The organism is Rubellimicrobium mesophilum DSM 19309 (genome assembly GCF_000600335.2).
GTDB classification, from domain to species: domain Bacteria; phylum Pseudomonadota; class Alphaproteobacteria; order Rhodobacterales; family Rhodobacteraceae; genus Rubellimicrobium; species Rubellimicrobium mesophilum.
Genome location: NZ_KK088583.1, coordinates 1 through 15,346 on the forward strand (window position 1 = coordinate 1; position 15,346 = coordinate 15,346).

At 70.1% G+C, this 15,346-nt stretch carries 11 protein-coding genes and 1 pseudogene; 8 read left to right on the forward strand and 4 right to left on the reverse strand.

What is annotated here, in order from left to right; translation table 11 throughout:
- Positions 1–519: alpha-ketoglutarate-dependent dioxygenase AlkB family protein (locus RUMESO_RS14695; protein WP_037281337.1), on the reverse strand; the 519-nt coding region annotated here is incomplete at its 3' end.
- Positions 520–713: 194 nt separating this feature from the next.
- Between RUMESO_RS14695 and dnaK the strand changes: the two are divergent.
- Positions 714–2,631, forward strand: a pseudogene (gene dnaK, locus RUMESO_RS14700) (molecular chaperone DnaK).
- 92 nt (positions 2,632–2,723) lie between these two features.
- Positions 2,724–3,887, forward strand: a complete 1,164-nt coding sequence (gene dnaJ, locus RUMESO_RS14705; RefSeq protein ID WP_037281338.1) for a molecular chaperone DnaJ — start codon at positions 2,724–2,726, stop codon at positions 3,885–3,887.
- A gap of 182 nt (positions 3,888–4,069) precedes the next feature.
- Here the strand turns inward: dnaJ and RUMESO_RS14710 are convergent, their stop codons facing one another.
- Entirely contained in the window at positions 4,070–4,753 is a 684-nt protein-coding gene (locus RUMESO_RS14710) for a TerC family protein (RefSeq protein WP_037281316.1), read from the reverse strand.
- Between the two features lie 142 nt (positions 4,754–4,895).
- Between RUMESO_RS14710 and radC the strand changes: the two genes are divergently transcribed.
- Together radC and RUMESO_RS14720 are read left to right on the forward strand one after the other, a co-directional pair.
- Positions 4,896–5,654, forward strand: a complete 759-nt coding sequence (radC, locus tag RUMESO_RS14715) for a RadC family protein (RefSeq protein ID WP_051521357.1) — start codon at positions 4,896–4,898, stop codon at positions 5,652–5,654.
- A 172-nt stretch (positions 5,655–5,826) separates the two neighbouring features.
- Positions 5,827–6,138, forward strand: a complete 312-nt coding sequence (locus RUMESO_RS14720) for a hypothetical protein (RefSeq protein ID WP_037281317.1) — start codon at positions 5,827–5,829, stop codon at positions 6,136–6,138.
- Positions 6,139–6,406: 268 nt separating this feature from the next.
- Here the strand turns inward: RUMESO_RS14720 and secA are convergent, their stop codons facing one another.
- On the reverse strand, positions 6,407–9,223 hold the full coding sequence (gene secA, locus RUMESO_RS14725; protein WP_037281340.1) for a preprotein translocase subunit SecA: 2,817 nt from the start codon (positions 9,221–9,223) through the stop codon (positions 6,407–6,409).
- A 198-nt stretch (positions 9,224–9,421) separates the two neighbouring features.
- Here secA and RUMESO_RS14730 point away from each other — a divergent pair, with 198 nt between their 5' ends.
- The 4 genes from RUMESO_RS14730 to RUMESO_RS25815 all read left to right on the forward strand — a co-directional run bounded on the left by RUMESO_RS14730 (position 9,422) and on the right by RUMESO_RS25815 (position 12,392).
- Positions 9,422–10,492 carry a peptidylprolyl isomerase gene (locus tag RUMESO_RS14730; RefSeq protein WP_037281318.1) on the forward strand — a complete coding sequence of 357 codons (1,071 nt, stop codon included), beginning with the start codon at positions 9,422–9,424 and terminating at the stop codon, positions 10,490–10,492.
- Entirely contained in the window at positions 10,488–11,711 is a 1,224-nt protein-coding gene (gene argJ, locus RUMESO_RS14735) for a bifunctional glutamate N-acetyltransferase/amino-acid acetyltransferase ArgJ (protein ID WP_037281319.1), read from the forward strand. The genes RUMESO_RS14730 and argJ overlap by 5 nt, the downstream gene beginning before the upstream one ends.
- Positions 11,708–12,133 (forward strand): 8-oxo-dGTP diphosphatase MutT, encoded by a 426-nt coding sequence (gene mutT, locus RUMESO_RS14740; RefSeq protein ID WP_037281341.1) that lies wholly within the window; start codon positions 11,708–11,710, stop codon positions 12,131–12,133. Before argJ ends, mutT begins: the two co-directional genes overlap by 4 nt.
- A gap of 112 nt (positions 12,134–12,245) precedes the next feature.
- On the forward strand, positions 12,246–12,392 hold the full coding sequence (locus RUMESO_RS25815; RefSeq protein ID WP_169791176.1) for a hypothetical protein: 147 nt from the start codon (positions 12,246–12,248) through the stop codon (positions 12,390–12,392).
- A gap of 417 nt (positions 12,393–12,809) precedes the next feature.
- Here RUMESO_RS25815 and infB read toward each other — a convergent pair whose 3' ends face one another.
- Entirely contained in the window at positions 12,810–15,332 is a 2,523-nt protein-coding gene (gene infB / locus RUMESO_RS14745) for a translation initiation factor IF-2 (RefSeq protein WP_037281320.1), read from the reverse strand.
- Positions 15,333–15,346: the final 14 nt, after the last annotated feature.

The following is a 15,346-nucleotide window of genomic DNA, read 5'->3' on the forward strand; positions in this document are numbered from 1 at the left end:
GGGGGCGGGCCCGCCGATCGCGCAGACGTCGCCCGAGCGGAGCCAGAGGGATTCGGTGGGGCCGCCCCGTTCGACGCTGCCCACGCGGAAGAGCGCGTCGTCGCCCAGCGAGATGGAGACGACCGGCTGCGAGAGGTCGGCCTCGTCGCGGTCCTGGTGGAGGCCCATGCGGGCGCCCTCGCGGTAGAGGTTGACGAGGCAGCATTCGGGCGCGCGGGCGCCGGGGGCGACGGCGGCCCAGACGGCGAGGACCGAGGCGGGGATCGGCGGCCAGGGGGTGCCGGAGGGATGGCGGTCCACGTAGCGGTAGCCGCGCCGGTCCGAATACCAGCCGAAGCGGCCCGCGCCGGTCATGGCGACGGACATGGGCCTGCCCCAGCGGGTCACGGGGTGGAAGGGCGGCGCGGCCGCCATGACGCCCAGGATGTCCGAGAGCATCGCGCCTTGCGCGGCGCGGTCGAGCAGGCCCGGCCAGACGGCCACGCCGCGCAGGTCGAGGGGGGCGTCGGGGGCCGTCATGGGCAGCCCGCGGCGCGTCGCCGCCACTCGGAAGAAATCATTGTTTCGCCCCCTGCCGTGCCGGTTGCAGCCCCAAGACCCCCCTCTTATATGTCGTTCGTTCGCGGCGGGACCGCCCCGCCGCCACCCATCAACCATAGGGGGCGCCTATCAGGGCCCCCGCGTGTCAGACCGCCTGAAAGGGATTTGAACCAATGGCCAAAGTGATCGGGATCGACCTCGGCACGACGAACTCCTGCGTGGCGATCATGGACGGCTCGCAGCCGCCGGTCCATCGAGAACTCGGAAGGCGCGCGCACCACGCCGTCGATCGTCGCCTTCACCGACAACGAGCGGATCGTCGGCCAGCCGGCCAAGCGCCAGGCCGTGACGAACAGCGAGAACACCATCTTCGCCGTCAAGCGGCTCATCGGCCGCCGCACCACCGACGCCGAGGTGGAGAAGGACAAGAAGCTCGTCCCCTACAAGATCATCGACGGCGGCAACGGCGACGCCTGGGTCGAATCGCGCGGCCAGAAGTATTCGCCCTCGCAGATCTCCGCCTTCATCCTGCAGAAGATGAAGGAGACCGCCGAGTCCTACCTCGGCGAGGAGGTGACGCAGGCCGTCATCACCGTGCCCGCCTACTTCAACGACGCCCAGCGCCAGGCGACCAAGGACGCCGGCAAGATCGCGGGCCTTGAGGTGCTGCGCATCATCAACGAGCCGACGGCCGCCGCGCTGGCCTACGGGCTCGACAAGAAGGACACCAAGACGATCGCCGTGTATGACCTCGGCGGCGGCACCTTCGACGTGACCGTGCTGGAGATCGACGACGGCCTCTTCGAGGTGAAGTCGACGAACGGCGACACCTTTCTGGGTGGCGAAGACTTCGACATGCGGATCGTGAACTACCTCGCCGAGGAGTTCAAAAAGGAGAACGGCGTCGACCTGACCAAGGACAAGATGGCGCTCCAGCGGCTCAAGGAAGCCGCCGAGAAGGCCAAGATCGAGCTGTCCTCGACGTCGCAGACCGAGATCAACCAGCCGTTCATCTCCATGGCCAACGGCCAGCCGCTGCACCTCGTCATGAAGCTGACGCGGGCGAAGCTGGAATCGCTGGTGGCCGACCTCATCAAGTCGACGATGAAGCCCTGCCAGGCGGCCCTCAAGGACGCGGGCGTGACGGCGGCGGACATCGACGAGGTCGTGCTCGTGGGCGGCATGACGCGGATGCCCAAGGTCGTCGAGGAAGTGACCAGGTTCTTCGGCAAGGACCCGCACAAGGGCGTGAACCCCGACGAGGTCGTGGCGCTGGGCGCGGCGATCCAGGCGGGCGTGCTGCAGGGCGACGTCAAGGACGTGGTGCTGCTCGACGTGACGCCGCTGTCCCTGGGCATCGAGACGCTGGGCGGGGTGTTCACCCGCCTCATCGACCGCAACACGACGATCCCGACCAAGAAGTCGCAGATCTTCTCCACGGCCGAGGACAACCAGAACGCCGTGACGATCCGCGTCTTCCAGGGCGAGCGCGAGATGGCCGCCGACAACAAGATGCTGGGCCAGTTCAACCTGGAAAGCATCCCGCCGGCGCCGCGCGGGATGCCGCAGATCGAGGTGACCTTCGACATCGACGCGAACGGCATCGTCTCCGTCTCCGCCAAGGACAAGGGCACGGGCCGCGAGCAGAAGATCACGATCCAGGCCTCGGGCGGCCTGTCGGACGCCGACATCGACCGGATGGTGCGCGACGCCGAGGCCAACGCCGAGGCCGACAAGAAGCGCCGGGAGCTGATCGAGGCCAAGAACCAGGCCGAGTCGCTGATCCATTCGACCGAGAAGTCGATCAAGGAGCATGGCTCCAAGGTCGATCCCTCCACGGTCGAGGCGATCGAGCTCGCCGTGGCGGCGCTCAAGGACGAGGTCGAGGGCGACAACGTCGGCAAGATCCGCTCCGGCATCCAGAACGTCACCGAGGCCGCGATGCGGCTGGGCGAGGCGATCTACAAGGCGCAGGCCTCCGAAGGGCCTGACGGCGAGGAGGGCCCGACGGGTCACGGCGGCCAGGACGATGACGACGACGTCGTGGACGCGGACTTCGAGGACCTGGGCGAGGACAAGCGGGGCCGCTGAGGATCGCGGTCCATCCCGGACGGATCCAGAGGCCGGCCCCCTGCGGGCCGGCCGTTCCGTTTGAGGCGACCGCGCGTGAGGACATGACGACGATGGCGAAACGCGACTTCTACGAGACGCTGGGAATCTCCCGGGGCGCGACGCCCGAGGAGATCAAGAAGGCCTATCGCAAGAAGGCCAAGGAGCTGCACCCCGACCGCAACAGCGACAACCCGCAGGCCGAGGCGCAGTTCAAGGAGCTGAACGAGGCCTACGAGGTCCTGAAGGACGAGCAGAAGAAGGCCGCCTACGACCGCTTCGGCCACGCCGCCTTCGAGGGCGGCATGGGCGCAGGCGCACGTCCGGGCGGCGCGGGCTTCCGGGGCGGCGCGAACGGCGACTTCGCCAGCGCCTTCTCGGACGTGTTCGACGACCTCTTCGGCGACATCATGGGCCAGCGGGGGGCGCAGGGACGCGCCCGCGCGGCGATGCGCGGCAACGACCTGCGCTACAACCTGCGCATCAGCCTGGAGGAGGCCCAGCAGGGGCTCCAGAAGACGATCCAGGTGCCCACCGCCGTCACCTGCGCGACCTGCAAGGGCACGGGCGCCGAGGGGGGCAGCGAGCCGCAGACCTGCCCGACCTGCTCCGGCATCGGCAAGGTCAGGGCGCAGCAGGGCTTCTTCACGGTGGAGCGGACCTGCCCGACCTGCAACGGGCTCGGCCAGACGATCAAGAACCCCTGCAAGACCTGCCATGGCGCGGGGCGCGTGGAGAAGGAGAAGACCCTCTCCGTCAACATCCCGGCCGGGGTGGAGACCGGGACGCGGATCCGGCTCGCCGGCGAGGGCGAGGCGGGGATGCGGGGCGGCCCCTCGGGCGACCTCTACATCTTCGTGGAGGTCAAGGAGCACCCGATCTTCGTGCGCGACGGCGCCGACCTCCACTGCCGGGTGCCGGTCTCGCTGGTGACGGCGGCGCTGGGGGGCGACATCGAGGTGCCCACCATCGATGGCGGACGCGCGCGGGTGAAGATCCCCGAAGGGTCCCAGACCGGGCGGCAGATGCGCCTGCGCCGCAAGGGGATGCCGGTGCTGCGCTCCAAGGACCTGGGCGACATGTTCATCGAGCTCGTGGTCGAGACGCCGGTGAACCTCACGGGGCGCCAGAAGGAGCTGCTGCGCGAGTTCGACAAGATCTCGGAAGGGCGGAACAACCCGCAGAGCGCGGGCTTCTTCTCGGCCGTGAAGGGGTTCTGGGACTCGATGAAGGGCTGAGCTGTGGTCCTCGCCCAGCGGGCGGGGAGCAGGGAGGGCCGTGGAACACCGTCCGGGGGACGGTTTTCAGCGAGGCAGGCCCTGATCGCCCGCGAGGAGCAGGAGGAGCCTCCTGCCCTTCCCGATGGGACAAAGGCCCGGTCCTTCGACCGGGCCTTCTGCGTCTCGCGGCGGCCTTGGCGCTAGTGGACCGCCTGCCCCGCCACCGGCTGCATCATCCCGATCTGCTCTCCCACGTCGTGCCAGCCTTCCCAGATCATGTGGAGGGCCACGTAGAGGATGATGAGCAGACCCACATAGGCGATCCAGCGGTAGCGGTTGATGAGCCGCGCGATGAAGGTCGCGGCGAGGCCCATCAGCGCCACGGAAAGACCCAGGCCGAAGACCAGCACCCAGAGGTGCTCGCGCGCGGCGCCTGCCACGGCGAGGACGTTGTCGAGCGACATGGAGACGTCGGCCACGACGATCTGCCAGGCGGCCTGGCCGAAGGTCTTGCGGGGGACGCCAGCCGCCACGCTGCCATCGGCGTTGAGGTCCACCCCGGTCAGCGCCTCCGTGGCGGCGTGCTCCTCGACCTCGTGACCGGCGCGCAGCTCGCGCCACATCTTCCAGCAGACCCAGAGGAGGAGGATGCCCCCGGCGAGGAGGAGGCCGGTGATGGCGAGGAGCGTCGTCGTGATGAGCGCGAAGAAGATCCGCAGCACCGTCGCGGCGATGATCCCCACGAGGATCGCGCGGTTGCGCTGCTCCTTGGGGAGGCCCGCCGCCGCGAGGCCGATGACGATGGCGTTGTCGCCGGCCAGCACGAGGTCGATGGCGATGACCCCGAATAGGGCCGTGAGAGCTTCGGCGGTCAGGAAATCCATGGGTCCTCGCGTAATGGGCCCGGACTTCGGGCAGGGTGGCTGCTGGGCAGTTAGGGATGCCGATGCGCCGGGGCAACCGCCTGCCCTCTCGAAATCGTGTCCGTTAACCCGTCCTTAACCAATCTGGGTCATCCTGGCCGACATGACCCATCCGCCCGGCCTTTCCGATTCCCTGTCGCTCTTCGACTCCGACGAGGCCACGCCCGTTCCAGTGCCGGGCGCGCGGCTCCCGTCCTACATCGCCGACCACCGGGCGCGGCTGCGGCAGCGCTTCCTCGACGGCGGCGCGGCGGCGCTTCCGGACTACGAGCTTCTGGAGCTGGTGCTGTTCCGGGCGATCCCCCGGCAGGACGTGAAGCCGCTCGCGCGCAGGCTCCTCGACACCTTCGGGGATGTGGCCTCGGTGCTGTCGGCCCCCCTGCCCCGGCTGCTGGACGTGGAGGGCGTGGGGCCGGCGGTGGCGACGGAGCTGAAGATCGTCGAGGCGGCGGCGCATCGGATGGCGCGGGCCAAGGTGCTGCGGCGGCACGTGGTGAGCTCCTGGGCGCAGCTTCTGGACTACTGCCACACGGTGATGGCGCACCGGGAGCAGGAGCAGTTCCGGGTGCTCTTCCTCGACCGCAAGAACGTGCTGATCGCGGACGAGGAGCAGGCGCGGGGCACCGTGGACCATGTGCCGGTCTACCCGAGGGAGGTCGTGAAGCGGGCGCTGGAGCTGAACGCCTCGGCGCTGATCCTCGTCCACAACCACCCCTCGGGGGACCCGACGCCCAGCCAGGCCGACATCGACATGACCGCGCAGATCGAGAGGGCGGCGCAGGCGCTGGGGCTGGTGCTGCACGACCACCTCATCATCGGGCGGGAACGGGAGCTGAGCTTCCGGGCCGAGGGGCTGCTGTAGGGCGGCTGCCGTCGCGCGCCGTGCGCGACCCTACGCGCCAGGGGACGGCGCGAGGCCACTGTTGACGGGTGGAGGGAGGGCCGGCGGCTCCTGGCCCAATGTCGCGACGGTGGCGGAGGACCGCTCTGGCCTCTTGGCTGGCGGTGTGTATCCTGCCCTCAGGAGGGCCGTCATGCCGAAGCTCGTTCGCCTCTACATCACCAACGTCCTGATCGGCCTCGGGTTGGCCGTGGCCTTCGTCGGGCTGCTGCTGGCCTTCGACGTGGCCGGGCTGCGCCACCTGATCCTGGAGACGGAGATGGGCTGGCTGGGCGGCGTCATGCTGCTGGCCTTCAACGGCGTCGTCTTCGCCGGCGTGCAGTTCGGCATCGCCATCATGCGGATGGCCGAGGACGAAGACGACCGGGTGGGCGGGATGCGCCTGCCGACCGGCGCCGCGCTGCGGCCGGTCGAGGTGCGGGTGGAGCGCCGCCGCCTGCGCTGAGGCGTCGGGCGGCCGGGTGCCGCACCGTCCCAAGCCGCCGAGGAGGCCTCTGGGACGCAATCGCGCGAAGCGCAGCTTGCGGATCGCCCTTGCTGACGCGATGCAGCCCGATCTGGGCGGCATCCGAGCAGGTTGCAGAGCGATGGGGCTTCGTAGGACGGGCTTCAGCCCGCCATGCCCGGCCTGCCCTGCGCGTGCCTGTTGGCCAAGGTGGACGGCGGGCTGAAGCCCGCCCTACGCTTGACCTGTTGGGGTGACGCCTGCGGCGTCAGAACGCCCCATGGCAGTGCTTGAACTTCTTGCCCGAGCCGCAGGGGCAGGGGTCGTTGCGGCCGGGGTTGCCCCAGGTGGTGGGGTCCTGCTCGTCGAAGCCCTCGCGCGGGGCGCCGGGGACGGGCTCGGCTTCGGCCAGGGCACCGCCGACCGTGACCAGCGCCGGCGCGGCCATGCGGGCGACCGGGGCGGCGGACTGGGGCGCGGGGGCCTGCGGGGCGGCAGCCTGGGGCGCGGGAGCCCCCTGCCCTTCCGCCAGCGGCTGGCCCTGGACCACCTGGGCCCGGCGCTGCTGCAGGAGGTTCTGCATCATCGCCTGGCTCTCCTCGGGCGTCATCGGCCGAAGGGCGGCCAGCTTCTGCGTGACCTCCTCGCGCAGCCCGTCGAGCAGCTTCTCGAAGAGCTGGAAGCTCTCGGTCTTGTATTCGTTGAGGGGATCGCGCTGGGCGTAGCCCCGGAAGCCCACGACCGAGCGCAGGTGCTCCAGCCGCAGCAGGTGCTCGCGCCACTTGCCGTCGATGGTCTGAAGCAGGATCTGCTTCTCGATGTTGCGCATGGTGTCGGGGCCGAAGGCGGCCTCCTTGTCGGCCATGAACTTGTCGGTGGCCTCGATCAGGCGGTCGCGGATGGCGTCCTGGTCCACGCCCTCCTCGGCGGCCCAGGCCATCACGGGGAGGTCCTGCCCGAGCTTGAGCTTGACCGACTCGTAGAGCGCCTCGGTCTGCCACTGCTCCGGGTAGCTCCGGGGCGGCATGAAGTCGTCCATGAGGTCGTCGATGACCTGATGGCGCATGTCGGCGACGATCTCGTTGACGTCCTGCGCCTCCATGATCTCGCGGCGCTGCGCGAAGATCACCTTGCGCTGGTCGTTCATCACGTCGTCGAACTTGAGGAGCTGCTTGCGGATGTCGAAGTTGCGCCCCTCGACCTTGGCCTGCGCGCGCTCGAGCGACTTGTTGACCCAAGGGTGGACGATGGCCTCGCCTTCCTTCATGCCGAGCTTGCCCAGCACGTTGTCCAGGCGCTCGGACCCGAAGATCCGCATGAGGTCGTCTTCCAGGGACAGGAAGAACGAGGAGCGGCCGGGGTCACCCTGGCGGCCGGAGCGGCCCCGGAGCTGGTTGTCGATGCGGCGGCTCTCGTGCCGCTCGGTCGCCAGCACGTAGAGGCCGCCCGCGTCCTTGACGCGCTGCTTGTCGGCGGCGTGCTCGGCCTCGATGCGGGCGCGGACCTCGTCGGGATGCGCCTCGGGGTCCTGGGCCAGAGCTTCCAGCACCTTCATCTCGACGTTGCCGCCGAGCTGGATGTCGGTGCCGCGGCCCGCCATGTTGGTCGCGATGGTGACGGCGCCGGGCTGGCCGGCCTCGGCCACGATCTGCGCCTCGCGGGCGTGCTCGCGGGCGTTGAGGACGTTGTGCGGGATCCCCTCCTTCTTGAGGAGGTTCGAGAGCATCTCGGACTTCTCGATGGAGGTGGTGCCGACGAGGATGGGCTGGCCCTTCTCGTGCGCCTCGCGGATGGCCTTGACGATGGCCTCGTACTTCTCGCGCGCGGTGCGGTAGACGGCGTCGTGCTCGTCCTTGCGGGCGACGGGGCGGTTGGTCGGGATCTCGACCACGCCGAGGTTGTAGATCTCGCGGAACTCGTCGGCCTCGGTGAGCGCGGTGCCGGTCATGCCGGCCAGCTTGCTGTAGAGGCGGAAGTAGTTCTGGAAGGTGACGGAGGCGAGCGTGACGTTCTCGGGCTCGATCCGCACGGCCTCCTTGGCCTCGATGGCCTGGTGGAGGCCGTCCGAGAGGCGGCGGCCGATCATCATGCGGCCGGTGAACTCGTCGATGAGGACGACCTTGCCGTCGCGGACGATGTAGTCCTTGTCGCGCTGGAAGAGCTTGTGCGCCCGCAGCGCCTGGTTGACGTGGTGCACCAGCGTCGTGGATTCCGGGTCGTAGAGCGACTGCGTCTCGGGCAGCAGGCCCGCCTCGCGCAGCTTCTCCTCCAGGAGGTCGTTGCCCTCGTCGGTGAAGGTCACGTTGCGGGTCTTCTCGTCCACCGTGTAGCCGCTCTCGGGCAGGTGGGGGATGAGGGCGTCCACCTTGACGTAGAGCTCCGAGCGGTCCTGCGAGGGGCCGGAGATGATGAGCGGCGTGCGCGCCTCGTCCACCAGGATCGAGTCCACCTCGTCCACGATGGCGTAGTTGTGGCCGCGCTGGAACATCTGCGAGATGTCCGACTTCATGTTGTCGCGCAGGTAGTCGAAGCCCAGCTCGTTGTTGGTGGCGTAGGTGATGTCGGCCTGGTAGGCGGCGCGCTTCTCGTCGTCGGGCTGCTGGGGGACGACCACGCCGGTGGTGAGGCCCAGCATCCCGAAGACCTTGCTCATCCATTCGGCGTCGCGGCGGGCGAGGTAGTCGTTCACGGTGACGACGTGGACGCCCTTGCCGGCCAGAGCGTTCAGCGTCGCGGGGAAGGTCGCGACGAGGGTCTTGCCCTCGCCCGTCTTCATCTCGGCGATGTTGCCCTGGTGGAGGAAGATGCCGCCCACGAGCTGCACGTCGAAGGCCCGGAGGCCCAACGCACGGACCGCCGCCTCGCGCACCAGGGCGAAGGTCTCGGGAAGGAGGCGGTCGAGATCCTCGCCGCCCCGGGCCCGCTCGCGCAGCGCGGCGGTGGCGTCCTTGAGGCCCTGGTCGGTCAGCGCCTTGACCTGATCCTCGCGGGCGTTGATGGCCTCCACGAGGGGGCGGACCGACCTGACCTTGCGGTCGTTCGGGGTGCCGAAGATGCTCCGCGCGAGCGTGCCCAAGCCCATGATCGTCGTCCTCGTCCTCACGTTCACCGGAGCGGGGGCCGGCCCGGACTCCCGCCGAATTGTGAGGAGGTTCCTTGTGGCCCGCGCGCGCCCGGCCTAATTGAGGGGCCGCAAGCCCCCCAAGGCCGTTCGCGGAGATAAGGGGGGGCGGTCCCGCTGTCAACGCGGCCCAAGGGGCCGCCCGATCAAGGCTTCGTTCTCATGCTGAAACAGCTCATGCTCCTGCAGACCGCGTCGGCGCTCGCGCTCGCGCTCGCCCTGCCCGCGGCCGCCCAGGAGACGGCCACCGACGAGGCTCCGGCCGCGACCGCCGAGGCGCCGGCCGCCGACGCCGCGACCGAGGCGCCTGCGGGGGACGAAGCCGCGGCTCCGGCCGACGCCACCGCCACGGAGGCCGCCCCGGCCGAAGGGACGGACGCGACCGCCGAAGGGACCGAGGCCACCGGCGACGCCGCGACCGCCGAGGCTCCGGCCGCCCCGGCCGTTCCCGCCGAGAGCATGACCCCCGACACCGTCGTGGCGAGCGTCAACGGCACCGACATCACCCTGGGCGAGGTCGCGGTCGCGGCGCGGCAGCTCCCGCCCCAGTACCAGCAGCTCCCGCCCGACGTGCTCTTCGGCGCGCTGGTCGACCAACTCGTCCAGCAGGAGCTCCTGGCGCAGAGCGTGACCGAGGAGCCCGAGGTCCTGACCTACGCGCTGGCCAACCAGCGCCGCTCGATCCTGGCCAACGAAGGAGCCGGGGCGGTCGTGACGTCGGCCGTGACGGACGGGGCGCTGCAGGCGGCCTATGACGCGCAGTACGGCAACGTGGAGCCCCAGACCGAGTGGCGCGCCCGGCACATCCTGGTCGCCAGCGAGGATGAGGCCAAGGCCGTCAAGGCCCGGCTCGACGCGGGCGAGGACTTCGCCGCCGTCGCCCAGGAGGTCTCCACGGACACCGGCTCGGGCTCCCAGGGGGGCGAGCTCGGCTGGTTCGGCCCGGGCATGATGGTGCCGGAGTTCGAGACGGCGGTCACGGGCCTGCAGCCCGGGCAGGTCTCGGACCCGGTCCAGTCGCAGTTCGGCTGGCACATCGTGGAGCTGGAGGAGACGCGGCCCCAGGCGGTGCCGACCCTCGACGACGTGCGCGACGAGCTTTCGGGCCAGGTCCAGCAGAAGGCCATCGAGGACCGCCTCGCCGAGCTCGAGTCGCAGGGGCAGGTGACGCGGACCGATCCCGCGACGCTCAACGCGACCGTCATCGCGGACCCGGCCTTCCTCGGGGATTGAGTTGGGCACGAAGGTCTCGCCTCTGGCGCCCGCCCGCTTCCCGGACCTCCCCGCCATCGGGGGGGTCCGTTCGTCATCCGCTGCGGCTGGGTCCGCTACAAGGGGTCGCACCGACGTGATGCTGGCCCTCATGGACGAGGCGGTGGTCGCGGGGACCTTCACCCGCTCGGCCACGCGATCGGCGCCCGTGCGGGACTGCCAGCGCAAACTGGCACAATCGGAGGACGGCCCGGCGGCCTTCCTCGTCAATTCCGGCAACTCCAACGCCTTCACGGGGCGCTTGGGCAAGGAGGCGGTGGCGGGCATCTGCGCGGCGGCCGCGAGCGCGCTGGGGATCGCGGAGGAGCGGATCTTCACCTCCTCGACCGGCGTCATCGGGGAGCCCCTGCCCTGGCAGCGGATCGCGGAGGCGGTCCCTGCCCTGCGCGACGCGCTGGACGCGGGCGGCATCGAGCCTGCGGCGCGGGCGATCATGACCACGGACACCTTCCCCAAGGGGGCCTCGGCCGAGGTCGCGCTGCCCGGCGGGACCGTGCGGATCGCCGGCATCGCCAAGGGGTCGGGCATGATCGCGCCCGACATGGCGACGATGCTGGTCTACGTCTTCACCGATGCGAAGGTCGGGCGCGAGGAGCTGCAGGAGATCGTCTCGACGGCCTGCGACCGGACCTTCAACCGCATCACCGTGGACAGCGACACCTCGACCTCGGACACGCTGCTGGTCGCGGCGACCGGGGCCTCGGGCGTGGACGCTTCGGGGGAGCCCGCGTTCGCGCAGGCCCTGCAGGGCGTGTTCCATGACCTTGCCCTGCAGGTGGTGCGGGACGGCGAAGGGGCCACGAAGCTCGTGGAGGTGCGGGTGACGGGGGCGGTGTCGGAGGCCGACGCGCATCGGGTCGCCATGGCCATCGCCAACAGCCCGCTCGTCAAGACCGCCATCGCGGGCGAGGACGCCAATTGGGGGCGGATCGTCATGGCGGTGGGCAAGAGCGGGGCCGAGGCCGACCGCGACCGGCTGGCGATCCGCTTCGGCGACATCGTGGTGGCCCGGGACGGGTTTCGGGCGCCGGACTACTCCGAGGAGGCGGCCTCGGCCTACATGAGGCGGCAGGAGCTGGAGATCGGGGTGGACCTCGGCCTCGGCGATGCGACGGCCGCCGTGTGGACCTGCGACCTGACCCATGGCTACATCGACATCAATGCCGACTACCGCTCCTGACGCGGGGGTCCGGGGGACGCGTCCCCCGGCTTCTCCTCGTCTCTGCCGTCGCCCTGATCGACGCCGACGGCCGCGTGCTCCTCGCCCAGCGGCCCGAGGGGAAGTCCATGGCCGGGCTCTGGGAGTTCCCGGGCGGCAAGGTCGAGCCCGGGGAGACGCCGGAGGCCGCGCTGATCCGCGAGCTTCACGAGGAGCTGGGGATCGATACCCACGCCTCCTGCCTGGCGCCGCTCACCTTCGCGAGCCACGCCTACGAGGAGTTCCACCTGCTGATGCCGCTGTTCGCCTGCCGGCGCTGGCAGGGGACGCCGCAATCGCGCGAGGGACAGGCGCTGTCCTGGGTGCGGCCACAGGATCTCCGCCGCTATCCGATGCCGCCGGCGGACGTGCCGCTGATCCCGATCCTGCGCGACTGGCTTTAGGCAGAAGAGCCACATCTTGAAATTGTGACGGAACTGCGACATTTCGGCCATATTTTGACGACATATGGTGTGTTACAGGAGCGTCCATAACGCCCAAATGGCGAGGGACATCATGCTTCGCACGATCCAGATCGGGACTTGCATGTCGGTTCAGGGCCTCTTCGTCCGGCAGTTGGACGACGGACGGCTGATGATCCGCGTGGACCAGAAGGTCTATGTCGGCACCCCGGTCGAGCGCCCCCTGCCCCAAGCGGCCTGAGGCGTCTCACCGGTCCAGACCCGAACCCTGCCGATCCGCTTGGCCGCTCTCACGGGCTGCCAGAGGGGCGTAGCTGGCCGACTCTCCCGCGTGGAGGAGGCTCGGAACCTGTGTTCCGCGGCTGCGAATCGGGTGGGCGTCTCAGCACCGGCGTGGAGGGACATCGCCTTTCAAGCGCACAATGCGGCTTGAGCTTGGCGAGAGGTCCAGGGCCTCCGGCTCGCCGACTGACCCCGGTCCGCCGAGGCATGAGCCGAGCCTGCGTGCTTCATCTTAGCTTGCCCGGCTGCTAGCCGCGCTGACCTGCGTCCCGCGGACGATCCGCCCAAGCGGCAGCCTCTGGCGCCAGCTCGACGCCTGGACAGCAGAAAGGGGCCTGTCTCCAGGCCCCTCTTGCCGTTTCCGGTGCATTCCCGATCAGAGCGTCCGCTCGACCGTCTCGCGCTCGAAGATCTCGATGACGTCGCCTTGGCGGATGTCGTCGTAATTCTCGAAGGCCATGCCGCATTCCTGGCCCGAGATGACCTCGTTGACCTGGTCCTTGAAGCGCTGCAGCGTCTTGAGCGTCCCTTCGTGGATGACGACGTTGTCCCGCAGGAGGCGGACCCCCGCCGACTTGCGCGCCACGCCCTCGGTGACGAGGCAACCCGCGACCTTGCCCACGCCCGAGACCTTGAAGACCTCGAGGATGCGGGCGTAGCCGATGAACTTCTCGCGCACCTCGGCCTTGAGGAGGCCGGACGCCGCCGCTTTGATGTCGTCCACCAGATCGTAGATGATCGAGTAGTAGCGGATCTCCACGCCCTTCTGGTTCGCGCTCGCGCGGGCCGGCGCGTTCGCGCGGACGTTGAAGCCGATGACCGGCGCCTTGGAGGCCTCGGCGAGGCCCACATCGGACTCGGTGATCGCGCCGACGCCGGAGTGGAGCACGCGCACGCGCACCTCCTCGTTGCCGACCTTCTCCAGCGCCTGGGCGATGGCCTCGGCCGAGCCCTGCACGTCGGCCTTCACCACCACCGGCAGCTCGGAGACGCTCTGGTCGGCCTTGGCACGGGCCATGAGCTGCTCCAGCGTGGTCGCCGCGCCGGCCGCCGCGCGCTTGTCGCGGGTGACCTTCTCGCGGTAGTCGGCGATCTCGCGGGCTTGGCTCTCGGTCTCGACGACGTTGAGGACGTCGCCGGCCTCGGGCGTGCCGTTGAGGCCCAGGACCTCCACGGGGACCGAGGGGCCGGCCTCGGTGACGGTCTCGCCCTTGTCGTTGATGAGCGCGCGGACCTTGCCCCACTTCTCGCCAACGACGAAGATGTCGCCCTTCTTGAGCGTGCCGTTCTGCACGAGCACGGTCGCCACCGGGCCACGACCGACGTCGAGCTTGGCCTCGATCACGGCGCCCATGGCGGACCGCTCGGGGTTGGCCTGGAGCTCGAGGATCTCGGCCTGGAGCGCGATGGCCTCGAGCAGGTTGTCGAGCCCCTGCCCCGTCTTGGCCGAGACCTCCACGTCCTGCACGTCGCCGGACATCTGCTCGACCACGACCTCGTGCTGCAGGAGGTCCGTGCGGACCTTCTGCGGGTCGGCGTCGTACTTGTCGATCTTGTTGATCGCCACGATCATCGGGACCTTGGCGGCCTTGGCGTGGTTGATGGCCTCGATGGTCTGGGGCATGACCGCGTCGTCCGCCGCCACCACCAGCACCACGATGTCCGTCACCTGCGCGCCACGGGCCCGCATGGAGGTGAAGGCCGCGTGGCCGGGCGTGTCGAGGAAGGTCAGGGTGGAGCCGGAGTCGGTCTTCACCTGATAGGCGCCGATGTGCTGCGTGATGCCGCCAGCTTCGCCGGAGACCACGTTGGCGTGGCGGATCGCGTCGAGGAGCGAGGTCTTGCCGTGGTCGACGTGGCCCATGATCGTGACGATCGGGGGCCGCGACTGGAGCTGATCGGGCGCGTCGACGACGGTGTCGATCGCCTGCTCCACGTCGGCATCAGAGACGCGCACCACGCGGTGCCCGAACTCCTCGATGATGAGTTCGGCGGTGTCGGCGTCGAGCGTCTGGTTCTGGGTCGCCATGATGCCGTTCCGCATCAGAGCCTTGATGACGTCAGTGGTCCGCTCGGCCATGCGGTTGGCAAGCTCGGCCACGGTGATCGCCTCGGGGAGCTGCACGTCGCGCACGATCTTCTCGCGCGCTTCGTGGCCGCCCATGGCCTTGGCACGGGCGCGTTCCTGCTTGCGGCGCATCGCGGCCATGGAGCGCTGGCGGTCGCTGCCGTCGAGCGCCTGGGTCAGAGTCAGGCGGCCGCCGCGACGCTCCTCGGTCTCACGGGCCGGCTTGGCCTTGACGTCCTTGGCGGCGCCACGGGCATCGCCCTTCTCGCGGTCGGGCTTGCGGGCCTGGAGCGCGGCGCGGCGGTCCTCCTCGGAGGGCGGCGGGCCGGGCTGGACGGGCGCGCGGGGGCTGGGCACGGCGGCGGCCTGCGCCGCCGTCTTGCGGGCGGCGATGGCGGCCTTGCGGGCCTCCTCCTCGGCCTTGAGGCGAGCCTCCTCGGCGCGGGCGGCCTCCTCGCGCTCGCGCGCCTCGATCTCGGCGCGGCGGCGCTGGCGCTCCTCCTCGCGGGCAGCCTCGTCGGCGGCGCGCTTGGCGGCTTCCTCGGCCTCGCGGGCGCGGGCGGCCGCGAGCGCCTTCATGCGGCGCTCGAGCTCGGCGTCCGAGATGCCGGCGGGCCGCTTGGCGGGATCCCCCAGGATGGCGCTGGCGCGCGTGGCCGTTCCCGCCGGCGCGGGCGCAGCCGCGGGCGGCGTCGCCACCACCCGCTTGCGGGCCTTGGTCTCCACCACGACGTTCTTGGTCCGGCCGTGCGAGAAGCTCTGCTTCACGTTGCCGGGCCGGGCACCAGAGGGGCGAAGGCCGAGGGGTTTCTTGTCGCCGGTATCGTTCATGAAGGGTATCTAAT